This is a genomic window from Nitrosospira briensis, from assembly GCF_900115125.1.
Classification (GTDB): domain Bacteria; phylum Pseudomonadota; class Gammaproteobacteria; order Burkholderiales; family Nitrosomonadaceae; genus Nitrosospira; species Nitrosospira briensis_A.
Window position 1 is genome coordinate 1 of the sequence record NZ_FOVJ01000001.1, and the last position, 14,580, is coordinate 14,580.

The following is a 14,580-nucleotide window of genomic DNA, read 5'->3' on the forward strand; positions in this document are numbered from 1 at the left end:
GCAATCAGGCTGTTGCTGCTTTTGTCATCGCGCAGGAAGTAGCCGCGCACCATCTTGTCGGAGAGGGACTGCAGGGTGTGGGTCTTGAAGCCGTTCTCCTGCATCCAGCTCTTCAAGTAGCCTATCATGCCGTGCATGTTGCCTTCCATGGGGAAGTTCTTGTAGGCCATGTCAAATTGCGCCGGGCGCATGAGCCCCAGTTTGTAGAGGTCGGTGACGTGGATGGCGATATAGGCTTCGCGCGCATCCTTGCCCGCGCCGTCCATGCCGGCAAGCTCGCGCAGGATGGCAGCCCCTGCCTGCGGCTCGGCCAGGAGGGCGTCGGCGAAGCGCTGGAACTTGCGCTGCTCCTCGGAAGAGGCACTCGCACCCCAGAATTCGTTTTCGTAGTGGCGGATGGCGTCCATTTGATCCTGCCAGTGGGGGGGCACGATCAGCGGTTCGCCCACCCGCTGGGTGAACAGGGTGTCGCGCCCGGCCAGCAGCTTGATCTGGCGCGAGGTGTCCCACCAGGCCAGGACGAGGGCGTCCTTCGCGGCGTACTTGTTGATGGCCACGGCAAGCGCGGTCAGTTCGCTGAGCTTGCTGTCGGTGGTGAGCAGCAACTCGCTCGTGCGGTTTTCCCAGTCCAGCAGGACGGGTGAGCCCGTCCCCTGTCTTGCGATATGGGTGACGGCCAGGGGCTGGTCGACACCTTCGGCATAGACTTCGTATTTGGCCAGCTTGAGGTCGGGCCAGGCGGTGAGTCCCAGCTGGCTGAATTTGTCCACGTCGCCTTCTTCCACCAGCTGGTAGCGGTAGGGGGCAGGGCCGGGATTGAACCAGAGCCAGGCAAACCAGAGGAGCAAAAGAATTCCTCCCGTCACCAGCAGGATGCCCAGTGAGGGGAGGAGTTTGCCGCTGCGCCGCGCCACCTGGGCGCGGCTTGAGGTTGAGGCGATCAAGCTTATATCGAACCGCTAGGAGCGATCGTTCTTCTCGCGCCGGCGCCAGCCTGCCAGGGCGAGCGTGCCGGCCAGGAGCATGCCGCCACCCAGCCCGCCAAGCGAGATCTTCTCGCCGGTGCTGTTCAGGTCAAAGAGGCTCGAACTGCGTTTCGATTCCATCTTGGCCACCCGTGCCTGCAGGGCCGCCATTTCACGCATCTTGGTGTTCTCGTCCATGACTTCGACGTAGTCGCGGTTCATCGGGCCCCAGCCTTCGGTGTAAGTCCAGCCACCCGGGTTGACGTGGGCCAGGCCTACGTGCAGTTTGGGCAGGTTGTTCTCTCCCATTTCCAGCACTTTGAGCTCGATGGCGGCCGGGTTGTTGTCCTTGGACCAGTAGAGCTGGGTGAAGCCGGCAAACATTTCCTTGTCGGGTGCAAGCGGGGTCGGACGGTTGGTCTTCTGACCGGTCAGCATGCCTTCCTTGTAGAGCTTCTCGGCAACCGCGTGCGCTTCCTTGTACTTGGCCAGGCCGTGCAGGGTGCCCTTGTCCATGAATTCAAGGTAGGAGCGGGCAAAACGCTCGGAGTGGCATTGCGTGCAGGTCTTGACCCAGGAGTCCAGACGCGCTTCCGACCATTCGCTGTCTATGTTCTCGGCGATGCCCGGTACCGCAGGATAGTTGGCCCAGCGTATCTTCCTCACGACGTTGTGGCTGTATTTGCCTTCATATTCGAAGTGGCAGCCCTGGCAGGTCGGGGCAGTCTGCCCGCCCTTGGCGTAGGCGTCCTTCAGCGGTACGTTCCAGTTCCATTTGTTGCCCATGATGGCCACGGTCTTGCCGTGCTTGCTCATGGAGTACGCTTCCCAGTTGTTGTGGTCCACGCCACTGTGGCAGGTGGCGCAGGTCTCCGGCTGGCGCGATTCGGCCGCGGAGAATTCATGCCGGGTGTGGCAGGAGTCGCACTTGTTCTGGTTGGTGTGGCACATGCTGCAGCCTTCGGCAATCTCGCGCTGCGGCATGGAGGCAAACACGGCAACTTCCACGTTGGCCTTCCAGTCCAGTGCGTGCGAGGGACGGCCCTGCGGCCATTGCTTGTCCGGCCAGATGAGCGTGTCGCGCTCGGATTCGCGCTCGGCAAATTCCTGCAGGTGACACACGCCGCATACGTCCGCCGTGGGCATGCGAAGGTCCTTCATGTGGTCAGCCTTGCCCTTGGTGTTGATGTCAACGTGACAGTCTATGCAGCCGACTTCCTTGAGCTTCTCATTGGCACCCAGACGATTCATGGAGCGAAGGTTCTTCTCCACGTCTTCCAGCTTGGCTTTCTTGTAGTAGATCGGGTCTTCCGGCTTCAGGTTGCGGATCTTGTCCAGGTTGGCATGCGTGCTCTTCTTCCAGGCATTGACCCATACCGGCGATTCGTCCGTGTGGCATTTGACGCATTCGTCACGCGACGCAACTTCCTTCATCGAGGTCGGCGGCTTGTAAAAAGACGCCGGGTCAAAGTACATGCTCATGGGAATCGGCTCCCAGTACTTGGCCAGCGTCCCGCGACCAGCGCCTTGCGCAGGGTCCTTGTAACGCTTTACCAACGCTTCATGCAGCTGTTTGGGCGAGGCCGACTGCTCCAGATTCAGCGCTTTGTACGTCTCTTTGGGAACGCTGGGAAAGTTCGCGTACGCAGAGGCCGCAAACAGCGCCCCACACGTCAGCGTCACCAGCCTCAGCCAAGGCTTCACTAACATTTCTCTCTCCTTTACTCCGTTTTGATATTCGTTGTGCTTCGCTAACAGTGGGCTCTTGCCTGCCTGAAAACGCTCAGCATATCTTCTGGCGGCAGAACCAGCAGGCCGTCCGATCCGCTACGGCAGGCGCTGACGCCATCGGGTCGCTTCCGGCTTCTCCTGGGGCAAGGAGTGCACTTCGTAATTTTTTAAGAATTTTTATTACCATTACTGTAACGCGGGCTTTTATATACGGGTAGCGCCAGTACTATCACTCTTTCTGGTACCACTGATACCACTCTGATGCAGTGATAGATCAAAGGCAGCAGGAAGATTTTGATAGGTGGATGACCTGCGGGTTTGCGGGCAGAGATGATTGTTCAGTGAGGAAGCTTATACCGGATTGTCGACATCAATGAACTGATGGGCAATGCCAAATTTTTGAGCGATATGTTCCCCTAGTGCCTGTACCCCATACCGCTCGGTGGCATGATGCCCTGCGGAAATAAAGGCAACTCCCGATTCTCGGGCGCTATGAACGTTCTGCTCGGAAATTTCACCAGTGATAAACGCATCCACGCCCAGTTGCACAGCCTCATCGAAAAAACCCTGCGCGCCGCCGGTACACCAGGCTACACGCCTCACCGTCTTTTCATCGTCACCGACTACCAGCGGTGTTCGAGACAGGGTGCGTTCGATACTGATGCGCAGTTCTTTCAGATTCGCGAGCTGCGGCGGAAGTGTTCCCTCCATGGCAATGTTTTGATCGCCAAAACGGCTCGTTTCGGTGAAGCCCAGTCTGCGGGCCAGTTGAATGTTATTGCCAAACTCGGGGTGTGCGTCCAGGGGCAAATGGTAGGAGAGCAGACCGACATTATGTGCCATCAATAGCGCGATACGGCGGTGCTTCATGCCGACGATGCGCAGGTCTTCCCCACGCCAGAAATAACCATGATGTACCAGCACTGCATCGGCGCCTGCCGCTACCGCGGCCTGGATGAAATCGAAAGAAGCCGTCACACCGCTAACGAGTTGGTAAACCTCACTTCGGCCTTCCACTTGCAGCCCATTTGGGCAATAATCATGGAAGTGGGTGATGTCTAGAAGCTGGTTCAAATAGGTTTCGAGCTCACTCATTCGCATCTGAATTCGTCCAGTCTATATTTGAAACCATTTTAACCTCAAAGCCCGTATCCAAAATGCACAAACTATGGCTGGTTTTCGCGCAAACGGCAACAATAGTCCTTGCGGTATTGTTTGTCGTTTCCACCTTGCGGCCTGAACTCTTGCCCTGGCAACATAAGGGGGCAATGGTAACCATAAAAGAAGCAGTTTCCGAACGAACTTCTCAGGACGCGCAAAAGCCCGGCAGTTTCAGCGATGCCGCCCAAAAGGCCATGCCATCGGTAGTGAACGTTTTTACAAGCAAGGAGGTGAAGATATCTTCCCACCCGTTGATGGAGGATCCCTTGTTCCGGCGGTTCTTCGGCGATCGGTCCGAACCGCCGCAGAGCCGCCGCGCGTCAAGCCTTGGCTCCGGCGTAATCGTCAGTCCCGAGGGCTATGTTCTTACCAATCATCATGTGATAGAAGCCGCGGATGAAATCGAAATTGCGCTGGCGGATGGCAGAAAGGCTAGAGCAAGCGTCATCGGCTCCGATCCGGAGACAGACCTTGCAGTTGTGAGAGTGGATATGGAATCCCTGCCGACGATGACCTTCGGTCACTCTGATAATGCCCGGGTCGGCGATATTGTGCTTGCTATCGGAAACCCCTTCGGGGTCGGGCAAACGGTAACGATGGGTATTATCAGTGCACTCGGCCGGACACATCTGGGAATTAACACTTTTGAGAATTTCATTCAGACGGACGCTGCCATCAATCCGGGGAATTCCGGCGGTGCGCTGGTGGATGCCTCCGGCAATCTGATCGGCATCAATACCGCAATAGTCTCGCGCACCGGCGGATCACTCGGCATCGGCTTCGCCATTACAGCCAGCGTGGCCAAGCAGATAATGGAGCAGATCATTCAGACGGGCGGTGTGACCCGCGGCTGGATAGGAGTGGAAGTTCAAGACCTGACACCGGAACTGGCGGAATCCTTCAAGCGGCCGAACACCAAGGGCGCCTTGATCGCCGGAGTGCTAAAGGGTGGTCCTGCCGACCGGGCGGGGGTAAAGCCGGGGGATATTATTGTGGAGGTAGAGGGAAGCCCGGTCACCGATTCGTCCGATATGCTTAATCTGATCGCGGCATTATTACCGGGGGAGGCGGCCACCATAAAGGTAGAACGCAACCAGGCGGAAAAATCCATCGATATCAAAGTCGGCAAGCGTCCCAAACCCTTGCCTCAGGAGCAGTATGAGGACCCGGACGCCCTAGAGTAAGACGGTGGGAGCGGAGATTGGATTGAATCCATATCTGGCGGCTTCCCGCTTATTTTTCCGTTCAGCGTTATGATCCAGAATATTTATTCATATGAATAGCCGTGAAAATGGTTTTTTTCAGCTGTTTTCCTTTTTTCCGCTTTCAGCTTTTTCCGGTTCATGCTTCATATCTTCGCCCGTTGTTTGATAAGCCGGTAATCCGGCAGGTTTGCCGACAAGTCCTGCAACTACTATTCCCAGTTCATAGAGCAGATAAAGCGGTACAGCCAGCATGAACTGAGAAACGACATCCGGGGGTGTAAATATTGCGCCTACGACGAAAGCGCCTACGAGTACATAGCTGCGTACTGCCTTCAGTTTCTCGATTGACACCACACCTGCCCGAACCAGTATCACGACGAATATGGGTACTTCAAAAGTTATACCGAAGGCGATGAACATAGTCAGCACAAAGTCCAGGTATCGGCCGATATCCGTCATGACCGCTACACCCTGGGGCGCAAAATGGGTAATAAATTCGAATACCAGGGGGAGCGCCGCAAAGTAGGCGAAGGCCATGCCGCAAACGAACAGGAAACTGCTGGCGAACACCAGGGGCAATACCAGACGTTTTTCGTGAGAATACAACCCCGGCGCCACAAACGCCCATATTTGATAGAGCGTATAGGGCAAGGTAATGATGAAAGCCGCCATCATGGCCACTTTCATGGGTACAAAAAAAGGTGTGACAACTTCGGTTGCGATCATTTGCCCGCCTTGTGGCAGCTTCTCCAGCAGAGGCTGTGCCAATAAGGAGTACAGTTCCCGCGCGTAATAGGCGCAGGGGAGAAAGCCAAGCAATAGTCCGCCGCATGCACGTATCAGCCTCGCGCGAAGCTCCACAAGATGCGAAATAAACGTTTCGTCGGTACTCATATTGTGAAAGGGAGCGGGAAATTGGGCGGCGAGGTTCGCCGGTTCACCGATTTGCGTCAGCGAAGTATACGTTATCCCGCACCTGAATTAGTCGCGGCGTGCTTCTGTTCGGGATATGTCAAGGCTCGATGCTGGTGACGGAACGGGTGCAGCGGGTGATCTGGTTTGAGTGGCGGAAGAATCATGTGGCGAATCAGGTGGCGGAACAGCTTCGGTAGCGGCTCCGGAAGATGACGCAGAAGGTGCCGGGATGGAAGATTCCATTTCTCCCTCCATTGCTTCCTGGAACTGGTTTATTTCTGTTCGTACGGTATTTTCGATGGAACGCGCCGCTCCCTCTACCGAGGTTTTCCATTTTTTCAGTTCCTCCAGTTCCATTTCTCGCTGGATATCATTCTTGACGTCGTTGACGTACCGCTGCGCTCGCCCAAACAGATGCCCCAGGGTCCTTGCTACCTTTGGAAGGCGCTCAGGACCAATGACGACTAGCGCCACGGCTGCTATTACAAGAATTTCCGTGAAGCTGATATCGAACATTATTTGCAGCAATAGCCGGCGAAACAGCGATTGGAGACCTTTCGATCAGTGGAAAACTTCCTCCCCCGTCGACCTGAACGCTTCACTTTTTTACCTGCAGCTTCAGGAATTTACGTGAGTTTTATCCTTAACTTCGCCTTCGACGATTCGCGCGTCGGTTTGACGAGGCCCGGAAGTTATCTCTTCGTCATCAGCGCTTTTCACGCCCTCCCTGAAGCCTTTTACCGCGCCGCCCAGATCGGTGCCGAGATTGCGGAGTTTCTTGGTACCGAATACCAGAACAACAATCAGCAGAACGATCAGCCAATGCCAAATGCTGAATGATCCCATTTTTTTACTCCTTTATCGCGGACGAGGAATCATGACAGGCAAGCGTTCCCCCCCACCTATGATATGAATATGCAAATGATAAACCTCCTGCCCTCCCACGCGTCCTGTATTTATAATTGTGCGAAAGCCATCCGTACAACCCTGCTCCCTCGCCAGCCTGGGTATCAGCACCATCATCTCTCCCAGTAAACCGGAGTGCTTGTCTTCGACCTCCGCCAGCGAGTCGATGTGCAATTTAGGGATCAACATGAAATGTACCGGCGCCACAGGATGAATATCGTGAAATGCGAAGACTCCGGAATCCTCGTATATTTTCTCGCTGGGGATTTCTCCCCGCCCAATTTTACAAAAGACACAGTTGTCCATTTTCATCCTGTTTTCCTGGCCGCCTTTTCATCTAGCCCTGACATTCCCTCCCGTCGCCGCAACTCATCCAGCACATCGTTTGGCCCCAGGTTATGGTGAGCGAGTAAAACCAGGCAATGAAACCAAAGATCCGCCATCTCGCGCACGATATGGGTTTTATCACCGTCCTTCGATGCCAGCAAAACTTCTGCCGACTCTTCCGCTACTTTTTTCAGTATCTTGTCCTGCCCATCGTGCAGCAGCTTTGACACATAGGACGTGGATGGATCGGCGCTCCTTCGAACCTCGATGGTTTCAGTCACGCGGTCAAGAATAGCTGAATCCGTCATTTACTGTATATCTCTTCAGGGTTTTTGATTACCGGTTCCACCACTACCCATTGACACCCATCTTCCAGCTTATTAAAAAAACAATTATGCCTACCTGTATGACAAGAGATGCCGCCCACTTGTTCCACCCGCAGCAGCAGGACATCATCGTCGCAATCCAGCCGGATTTCCTTGATCTTCTGAACGTGCCCGGATTCTTCGCCCTTATGCCAGAGTTTCTTGCGAGAGCGAGACCAATAGTGGGCCTCACCGGTTTGCACGGTCAGCTTCAGCGCCGTGCGATTCATCCAGGCAACCATCAGTACCTTATTGCTGTCAGCTTCTTGCGTTACTACCTGCACCAGGCCGTCATCAGACCAGTTTATTTTGTTGAGCCAAATATCGGACATAGATATGCTTGAGGATCGGGTTATGGGAAATCTCTATTACAATCGTACTTCAATGCCATGTTGCGCCATATACGCCTTGGCCTGGCGTACGCTGTATTCCCCGAAGTGAAAAATACTGGCCGCCAATACCGCATCAGCGTGGCCTTTCGTGATTCCCTCAACTAAATGGTCCAGATTGCCCACGCCACCACTCGCAATGACTGGCACATCGACAGAATCCGATACGGCGCGAGTTAGCGCGAGGTCAAAACCGTTGCGAGTTCCATCTCTATCCATACTGGTAAGCAATATTTCGCCGGCGCCCAGCGACTGCATTTTCTTTGCCCACTCGATGGCATCCAGACCGGTGGCCTTGCGTCCTCCATGGGTAAATACTTCCCACCTGGTCCCTGCCTGCTTTGCGTCTATCGCCACTACAATGCATTGAGCACCATAGCGGCCAGCGGCTTCGGCCACCAGTTGAGGATTTTGCACCGCCGAGGTGTTGATGCTTACCTTATCGGCCCCGGCGTTCAGGAGCCTGCGCACGTCTTCTATCTTGCGGACCCCGCCACCAACCGTTAATGGAATAAACACCTGGGCAGCAACTTCCTCAATGATGTGCAGGATCAGGTCGCGGTTGTCGGAGCTGGCGGTGATATCAAGAAATGTCAGTTCATCGGCTCCCTGTTCATCGTAGCGGCGTGATATTTCGATAGGGTCGCCTGCATCCTTAAGTCCCACGAAATTGACACCCTTGACGACACGTCCATTGGTTACGTCCAGGCAGGGGATGATACGCTTGGCCAAGCCCATAGATACCTTTAAAGATCGCGATCTGACCGTTGCCCGCCTGCCGGATGTCCAGGCTGCGTTGAAGCCTCGACCGGCAACGTCGTTGACCGCTTAGTTGACAATCAGCTTTCCTGCACCTTCCAGGCTTGTAGAGTTCTCACGAGAGTAAATGCGGTTCATCGAAGAACAGAGTGTCGAAAGACGGATACCGATCGAAAAACGCGATTTATGTAAATTTACCTTCAAAGCGGACAGTCGGAAACTTCATCAGAAATAGGTGATATCGCGGGGCCTGTTTTTCGTGCTCAACTCATCGGCGAGCGCCTGTGCGGACTTGAAGTTGAGCGCTCCTTCGTAGATTGCTCTTCCCGTGATTGCGCCTGCTATGCCTTCCGATTCTATTTCGCATAGTGCTTTGACATCGTCGAGGCTGCTGACGCCCCCGCTGGCAATGACAGGAATAGTGAGTGCCCTGGCGAGTTCCATCGTCGCCTGAACGTTGACGCCGGTCAACATGCCGTCGCGTCCGATATCGGTATAAATGATCGCTTCGACGCCGTAATCCTCAAATTTTTTCGCAAGGTCCACAACGTCGTGCCCCGTGACCTTGGACCAGCCATTAACTGCTACCTTGCCATCCTTCGCATCCAGTCCCACCATGATATGGCCGGGAAAAGCGTTACAGGCATCGTGCAGGAACCCCGGTGTCTTTACCGCGGCGGTGCCGATGATAATATAAGTAATACCATCGTCGAGATAACGTTCGATGGTTTCGAGATCACGTATGCCACCGCCGAGCTGGGTTGGAATTTCATCACCGAGGGCCTCAACAATATCCAGAATAGCGGGTTCATTCTTCGGCTTGCCGGCAAATGCGCCGTTGAGGTCCACCAGATGTAGCCGCCGCGCGCCCTGTTCCAGCCAATGTCTGGCCATGGCGCCAGGATCTTGTGAAAACACAGTGGCGTTTTCCATCACGCCTTGTTTCAGACGTACGCAGTGACCGTCTTTCAGATCTATCGCAGGAATGATCAGCATTTGTCAGGAATGAATCTTGATATGAAAGTTATGAGTGATGCCCGGATTTGCTTATAGGGTCGTTAAGCAGGTTCCCACTGTACAAAGTTTCTCAGCAGCGCCAAACCTGCGTTGTGGCTTTTTTCCGGATGGAATTGGACCGCAAAAATATTATCCTTTGCTACTGCGCAAGTGAATGGAGAAGGGTAATGACTGAATGCCGCTGCCTGGGATGGGTTGGCGTTTTCAACATAGTAGCTGTGCACGAAATAAAAACGCGCATTCCCTGGAATGCCTTTCCATAGGGGATGATTGGCGGATTGATGTACTTCGTTCCAACCCATGTGAGGCACCTTTAGCCTCTGCCCGTTCGTAACCCCGGTTTCACTGGCAGCCGGCCGCGCGGTGGGGAAAAATCGCCGCACCGTGCCGGGTACAATGCCGAGACCTTCAACATTGCCTTCCTCACTACTGTCGAACAGCATTTGCAGGCCGATGCAGATGCCGAGAAATGGCTTGCTCATTGCGGCATTCATCACCGCTTCGCGCAAGCCGCGCATTTCAAGTTCCCGCAGGCAGTCCGGCATTGCGCCCTGGCCCGGAACCACTACGCGGCCGGCTCTCCGCACCACCTCGGGGTCTTCGGTAACAGTGATACTGGCCCCGGGGGCGACATGCTCCAGCGCTTTGGACACCGAGCGCAAGTTACCCATGCCGTAGTCAACAATTGCAATATCAGTCATGCCGCGCAGATAAGAAGTGATAGGCTCTACAAAGAGCCTTTGGTAGACGGAATCATACCGCTCGCGCGCGGATCTGATTCCATCGCCATGCGTAAGGCACGGCCAAATGCCTTGAATATGGTTTCCGCCTGGTGATGCGCGTTGCCGCCGGACAGGTTGTCGATGTGCAATGTAACCAGCGCGTGATTGACAAAACCCCGGAAAAACTCCGCGATCAGGTCAACATCGAAATCACCGATACGGGCTCGCACAAACTCGACATTGAATTCCATGCCAGGACGTCCCGAGAGATCAACTACCACCCGGGACAACGCTTCATCGAGCGGCACATAAGCATGGCCGTAGCGGCGCAACCCTTTTTTGTCTCCGATGGCCTGCATGAATGCCTGTCCCAGGGTGATGCCGATATCCTCCACGGTGTGATGCGCATCGATGTGCAAATCTCCCTTCGCACTGATTTCCAGGTCCACCATGCCGTGGCGGGCCACCTGGTCCAGCATGTGGTCGAGAAAGGGAACTCCCGTGTCCAGTATCGCCTTTCCAGTCCCGTCAAGGCTGACGTTGAGGCTAATCTGGGTTTCCAGCGTGTTGCGGTTGACTTGGGCCTGACGCATGGAGTTATCTAATGGTTTTGGTGGTTGAACGAGGCTTGCAGCGCCTCTAAAAATTGCGTGTTTTCGCTAGGCGTTCCCACTGTCACACGCAGGCAATTTTTCAGTAACGGGTGCGAGCCGTCGAGATTCTTTATCAATATGCCTCGCGCTTTAAGTCTCTGGAATACTTGGGCAGCGCTATTTCCCCGGTTCACGCGGAATAAAATAAAATTCGCATCTGTTGGAAAGACCTCAATGCCATTAAGTGCTGCGAGGCGCTCACTCATCACGGCTCGTTCAATCTTGATCGCCGCAGCCTGTTGAAGCAGGACATCTCCATGCTGTAACACCTTTTCGGTGATCAGTTGGGTAGTAATCCCCACATTATACGGCAAACGCAGTTTTTCCAGCTGTATCAACCATTCCGGCCTTCCGGCCAGAAGCCCCAGCCTTAAACCGGCGAGCCCGGATTTCGAAAGCGTGCGCATCAATAACAGATTGGGGTATTTCGCCAGCGTGCTCATGAAGCTGGCATCCGCGAAAGCGTGGTACGCCTCATCCACCACTACCACACCGGGCGCAGCGTCAATAATACGTGAGATTCCAGCGGCGTCAAACAGGTTGCCGGTAGGGTTATTAGGGTAGGCAATGAAAATCACCGCTGGCTGGTGCCGTGCGATGGCAGCCAGCACCGCGTCCACATCAAGCGAGAAATCAGGATTTAACGGCACCCCTGCATAACGCATCCCCGTGAAAGTGGCGATCATGCGAAACATGACAAACGCAGGCTCGACGCTCATCAGCGCCGCTCCGGGCCTGGCAAATGCCAAGGCAATGATCTGGATGATCTCATCCGAGCCATTACCCAGCATGATCTCCATTCCATCCGGAATAGCGAGCGCTTCGCGTAACGCCGCCTTGAGTGAAGCAGCATTCGGATCGGGATAGCGGTTAATGGGCGCATCAGCCGCCAGTTGAGCGATTTCCTCGCGCAATGGAGCCGGCAGGGAATAGGGGTTCTCCATCGCATCCAGCTTCACCATTCCCTTGGCGGGCGGTACATGATAGGCGGAGAGCGCGAGAATTTCAGGGCGGATAAGCTGATCTGGACGGGAGGGCATAACAGGTTATTTTATACCACGGCTGAGCTGGCGAAGTGAGGTTTGACGTGCGTTATTTCCTGCGTCTGATGTGATGCGTTTCATCAGGTAACAGAATCGAGCCATGGATCATTCAGTGAGGTCTTCCCATGGGTCGTTGGGTAGCGGCGAGTAGGCGAACTGACAGGAGCCGTTTCTTTTTGCTACCCGGCTCATGCATCGGAGGAGGTAATCGTTTTCTTGTATCGATATTCAGCCGACATCGCATGCGCCTGCAAGCCTTCTCCATGAGCCAGAATGGAAGCAATTTCGCCTAGTTTTGCCGAACCCTGCTCAGAGACTTGAATGATGCTGCTGCGTTTCTGGAAATCGTATACGCCCAATGGTGAGGAAAAGCGGGCGGTACGGGAGGTAGGCAACACGTGGTTGGGACCTGCGCAATAATCACCGAGCGCTTCGGACGTGTAACGCCCCAGGAAAATTGCGCCTGCATGCCTGATTTTCTCCACCCATTTTTCTGGCTGCTCAACCGACAATTCAAGATGTTCCGGTGCAATACGATTGGCGATGGCACACGCTTCATCCAGATCCCGCACTTGAATCAGGGCAGCACGGTTTTCAAGCGAGGCTCGTATCACTGCCTTTCGCGGCATGGCTTCCAGTTGGCGGGCAATACTTGCCGCTACCTCTTCAATGAACCGGGCATCGGGAGAAAGCAGAATTGCCTGTGCCATCTCATCGTGCTCGGCCTGGGAAAATAGGTCCATCGCAATCCAGTCGGGATTTGTCCTGCCATCGCAAATCACCAGAATCTCCGAAGGGCCCGCCAGCATGTCGATACCTACGATCCCGAATACGCTACGCTTGGCCGCCGCTACATACGCGTTACCGGGACCAACAATCTTGTCTACCTGAGGTACAGCTTGTGTACCATACGCCAGCGCGCCTACGGCTTGGGCGCCGCCAATGGTAAATACGCGGTCAACCTCGCAAATCGCTGCTGCCGCAAGCACCAGATCGTTCGTTTCTCCGTTTGAAGCGGGGGTCACCATGATGAGTTCGCTAACACCCGCGGCCTTGGCCGGAATTGCGTTCATCAGTACCGACGAAGGATAGGACGCCTTGCCGCCGGGAACATATAGCCCGACACGATCCAGCGGGGTGACTTTCTGGCCAAGCAGTGTGCCGTCGGGTTCTACATAGCTCCAGGATTGCGCAAGCTGTTTTTGATGGTAAGCGCGCACTCGCTGCGCGGCATTCTCCAGGGCGTTGCGCTGATCCGCAGGGAGGCTTTGCAAAGCTTGCTGCAAGCGGCTCTGTGGCAATTCAAGCTCCAGTGCCGAAGCTGCTTTCAGGCGGTCGAAACGGCGCGTGTACTCCAGCAGGGCTTCGTCGCCACGCTTTTTGATATCGGCAAGAATATCCGATACAGTCGCACTCACCTTTGCATCCTGGGCGGATTCAAAAGCCAGCAGTTTCGCCAGCGTTTCATCGAAACCCGCATTGGTGGAAGACAGTCGCTTAATTTGAATCATGGAGAGACTTCAGGTTTTCTTGATTCGAAATGTTTTTCGGATCGTTGCCTTGTTTCGCAATTGCCGTCGAGAAAGCTTCCAGCATTGGATGAATTGTTTTCCGCTTCAATTTCAACGCCGCCTGGTTAATGACCAGCCGCGCCGAAATTGGTGTGATCTCTTCCACTGCCTTCAGACTGTTGGCCCTCAGCGTGTTACCGCTTGAAACCAGGTCCACGATTGCGTCGGCCAATCCCACCAAAGGCGCAAGTTCCATTGAGCCGTAGAGCTTGATGAGATCCACGTGCATGCCTTTTTCGGCGAAGTGTTCACGCGCTGTTTGCAGGTATTTGGTTGCGACGCGAAGCCGCGCACCGCGGCGCACCGCGGATTCATAATCAAAGTCGTCGCGCACGGCCACCATCATGCGGCAGCGCGCTATGTTCAAGTCGAGCGGCTGGTAAAGCCCCGCGCCACCATGTTCCAGCAATACGTCCTTTCCCGCGATGCCCATGTCCGCGGCCCCGTACTGTACGTACGTCGGCACATCCGACGCCCTTACAATGATAAGCCGCACGTCATCGCGATTGGTCGTCAGGATCAGTTTGCGCGATGTTTCAGGATCATCTAGCGCGACGATACCCGCTGCTTTCAACAATGGTGCAGTATCGTCAAAAATGCGGCCCTTGGAAAGGGCGATTGTGATGCTAGTCATGGAGGATTCTGCAAAGGCCTCATTTTAACCTAAAAGCGACAAGTCGAACTTACCCGGAAAACATTCAAGACGAATAATCCCCCGGGGAATTCAGGCTGGTGCATTAAAAATTTCGAGCCAACTGACGGATACCGAGCCATAAAAGGTTTCCGGCACCGGGAAAATATGAGGCGCGCGACGCCGGCGTGCGACTGGTACATGCAGACGCTTACTGTTG

The 14,580-nt window shown here is 54.8% G+C and carries 17 protein-coding genes; 1 reads left to right on the plus strand and 16 read right to left on the minus strand.

The window, feature by feature from the left end; translation table 11 throughout:
- The 3 genes from haoB to BMZ14_RS00015 form a co-directional block, all read right to left on the minus strand.
- Window positions 1-944: hydroxylamine oxidation protein HaoB (gene haoB, locus BMZ14_RS00005; protein WP_074793390.1), on the minus strand; the 944-nt coding region annotated here is incomplete at its 3' end.
- 15 nt (window positions 945-959) lie between these two features.
- Window positions 960-2,675, minus strand: coding sequence for a multiheme c-type cytochrome (locus BMZ14_RS00010; protein WP_074793392.1), 1,716 nt, complete (start codon window positions 2,673-2,675; stop codon window positions 960-962).
- A gap of 372 nt (window positions 2,676-3,047) precedes the next feature.
- Complete coding sequence (locus BMZ14_RS00015) at window positions 3,048-3,797, minus strand: Nif3-like dinuclear metal center hexameric protein (protein WP_074793394.1); 750 nt, start codon at window positions 3,795-3,797, stop codon at window positions 3,048-3,050.
- A 56-nt stretch (window positions 3,798-3,853) separates the two neighbouring features.
- Between BMZ14_RS00015 and BMZ14_RS00020 the strand changes: the two genes are divergently transcribed.
- Entirely contained in the window at window positions 3,854-5,041 is a 1,188-nt protein-coding gene (locus tag BMZ14_RS00020; protein ID WP_074793396.1) for a Do family serine endopeptidase, read from the plus strand.
- Between the two features lie 117 nt (window positions 5,042-5,158).
- Here BMZ14_RS00020 and tatC read toward each other — a convergent pair whose 3' ends face one another.
- The 13 genes from tatC to hisG form a co-directional block, all read right to left on the minus strand.
- The gene (gene tatC / locus BMZ14_RS00025) at window positions 5,159-5,956 is read right to left on the minus strand and encodes a twin-arginine translocase subunit TatC (protein WP_074793398.1); all 798 of its coding nucleotides are present in this window, start codon (window positions 5,954-5,956) and stop codon (window positions 5,159-5,161) included.
- An 87-nt stretch (window positions 5,957-6,043) separates the two neighbouring features.
- Complete coding sequence (gene tatB, locus BMZ14_RS00030) at window positions 6,044-6,493, minus strand: Sec-independent protein translocase protein TatB (protein ID WP_074793400.1); 450 nt, start codon at window positions 6,491-6,493, stop codon at window positions 6,044-6,046.
- A gap of 102 nt (window positions 6,494-6,595) precedes the next feature.
- Window positions 6,596-6,823 (minus strand): Sec-independent protein translocase subunit TatA, encoded by a 228-nt coding sequence (gene tatA, locus BMZ14_RS00035; protein ID WP_074793402.1) that lies wholly within the window; start codon window positions 6,821-6,823, stop codon window positions 6,596-6,598.
- 12 nt (window positions 6,824-6,835) lie between these two features.
- The gene (locus BMZ14_RS00040) at window positions 6,836-7,189 is read right to left on the minus strand and encodes a histidine triad nucleotide-binding protein (RefSeq protein ID WP_074795351.1); all 354 of its coding nucleotides are present in this window, start codon (window positions 7,187-7,189) and stop codon (window positions 6,836-6,838) included.
- Window positions 7,190-7,191: 2 nt separating this feature from the next.
- Window positions 7,192-7,518 (minus strand): phosphoribosyl-ATP diphosphatase, encoded by a 327-nt coding sequence (locus tag BMZ14_RS00045; RefSeq protein ID WP_074793404.1) that lies wholly within the window; start codon window positions 7,516-7,518, stop codon window positions 7,192-7,194.
- A complete protein-coding gene (gene hisI, locus BMZ14_RS00050) occupies window positions 7,515-7,907 on the minus strand; it encodes a phosphoribosyl-AMP cyclohydrolase (RefSeq protein ID WP_074793406.1) in 393 nt (130 codons plus the stop codon). Before hisI ends, BMZ14_RS00045 begins: the two co-directional genes overlap by 4 nt.
- A gap of 36 nt (window positions 7,908-7,943) precedes the next feature.
- Entirely contained in the window at window positions 7,944-8,702 is a 759-nt protein-coding gene (gene hisF, locus BMZ14_RS00055; protein ID WP_074793408.1) for an imidazole glycerol phosphate synthase subunit HisF, read from the minus strand.
- Between the two features lie 246 nt (window positions 8,703-8,948).
- Window positions 8,949-9,719: a 1-(5-phosphoribosyl)-5-[(5-phosphoribosylamino)methylideneamino]imidazole-4-carboxamide isomerase gene (hisA, locus tag BMZ14_RS00060; protein WP_074793410.1), complete on the minus strand. Its 771-nt coding sequence runs from the start codon at window positions 9,717-9,719 to the stop codon at window positions 8,949-8,951.
- Window positions 9,720-9,781: 62 nt separating this feature from the next.
- Window positions 9,782-10,441 carry an imidazole glycerol phosphate synthase subunit HisH gene (gene hisH / locus BMZ14_RS00065; protein WP_074793412.1) on the minus strand — a complete coding sequence of 220 codons (660 nt, stop codon included), beginning with the start codon at window positions 10,439-10,441 and terminating at the stop codon, window positions 9,782-9,784.
- Between the two features lie 26 nt (window positions 10,442-10,467).
- Complete coding sequence (hisB, locus tag BMZ14_RS00070; RefSeq protein WP_074793414.1) at window positions 10,468-11,055, minus strand: imidazoleglycerol-phosphate dehydratase HisB; 588 nt, start codon at window positions 11,053-11,055, stop codon at window positions 10,468-10,470.
- 8 nt (window positions 11,056-11,063) lie between these two features.
- Window positions 11,064-12,155, minus strand: coding sequence for a histidinol-phosphate transaminase (gene hisC, locus BMZ14_RS00075; protein WP_074793416.1), 1,092 nt, complete (start codon window positions 12,153-12,155; stop codon window positions 11,064-11,066).
- A gap of 191 nt (window positions 12,156-12,346) precedes the next feature.
- Window positions 12,347-13,669: a histidinol dehydrogenase gene (hisD, locus tag BMZ14_RS00080; RefSeq protein WP_177186877.1), complete on the minus strand. Its 1,323-nt coding sequence runs from the start codon at window positions 13,667-13,669 to the stop codon at window positions 12,347-12,349.
- Window positions 13,656-14,363, minus strand: coding sequence for an ATP phosphoribosyltransferase (gene hisG / locus BMZ14_RS00085; protein ID WP_074793418.1), 708 nt, complete (start codon window positions 14,361-14,363; stop codon window positions 13,656-13,658). The genes hisD and hisG overlap by 14 nt, the downstream gene beginning before the upstream one ends.
- Window positions 14,364-14,580: the final 217 nt, after the last annotated feature.

Coding starts and splice junctions, on each gene's coding strand:
- BMZ14_RS00010 (WP_074793392.1), bottom strand. CDS start 2,675: ATGTTAGTGAAGCCTTGGCTGAGGCTGGTGACGCTGACGTGTGGGGCG.
- BMZ14_RS00015 (WP_074793394.1), bottom strand. CDS start 3,797: ATGCGAATGAGTGAGCTCGAAACCTATTTGAACCAGCTTCTAGACATC.
- BMZ14_RS00020 (WP_074793396.1), top strand. CDS start 3,854: ATGCACAAACTATGGCTGGTTTTCGCGCAAACGGCAACAATAGTCCTT.
- tatC (WP_074793398.1), bottom strand. CDS start 5,956: ATGAGTACCGACGAAACGTTTATTTCGCATCTTGTGGAGCTTCGCGCG.
- tatB (WP_074793400.1), bottom strand. CDS start 6,493: ATGTTCGATATCAGCTTCACGGAAATTCTTGTAATAGCAGCCGTGGCG.
- tatA (WP_074793402.1), bottom strand. CDS start 6,823: ATGGGATCATTCAGCATTTGGCATTGGCTGATCGTTCTGCTGATTGTT.
- BMZ14_RS00040 (WP_074795351.1), bottom strand. CDS start 7,189: ATGGACAACTGTGTCTTTTGTAAAATTGGGCGGGGAGAAATCCCCAGC.
- BMZ14_RS00045 (WP_074793404.1), bottom strand. CDS start 7,518: ATGACGGATTCAGCTATTCTTGACCGCGTGACTGAAACCATCGAGGTT.
- hisI (WP_074793406.1), bottom strand. CDS start 7,907: ATGTCCGATATTTGGCTCAACAAAATAAACTGGTCTGATGACGGCCTG.
- hisF (WP_074793408.1), bottom strand. CDS start 8,702: ATGGGCTTGGCCAAGCGTATCATCCCCTGCCTGGACGTAACCAATGGA.
- hisA (WP_074793410.1), bottom strand. CDS start 9,719: ATGCTGATCATTCCTGCGATAGATCTGAAAGACGGTCACTGCGTACGT.
- hisH (WP_074793412.1), bottom strand. CDS start 10,441: ATGACTGATATTGCAATTGTTGACTACGGCATGGGTAACTTGCGCTCG.
- hisB (WP_074793414.1), bottom strand. CDS start 11,055: ATGCGTCAGGCCCAAGTCAACCGCAACACGCTGGAAACCCAGATTAGC.
- hisC (WP_074793416.1), bottom strand. CDS start 12,155: ATGCCCTCCCGTCCAGATCAGCTTATCCGCCCTGAAATTCTCGCGCTC.
- hisD (WP_177186877.1), bottom strand. CDS start 13,669: ATGATTCAAATTAAGCGACTGTCTTCCACCAATGCGGGTTTCGATGAA.
- hisG (WP_074793418.1), bottom strand. CDS start 14,363: ATGACTAGCATCACAATCGCCCTTTCCAAGGGCCGCATTTTTGACGAT.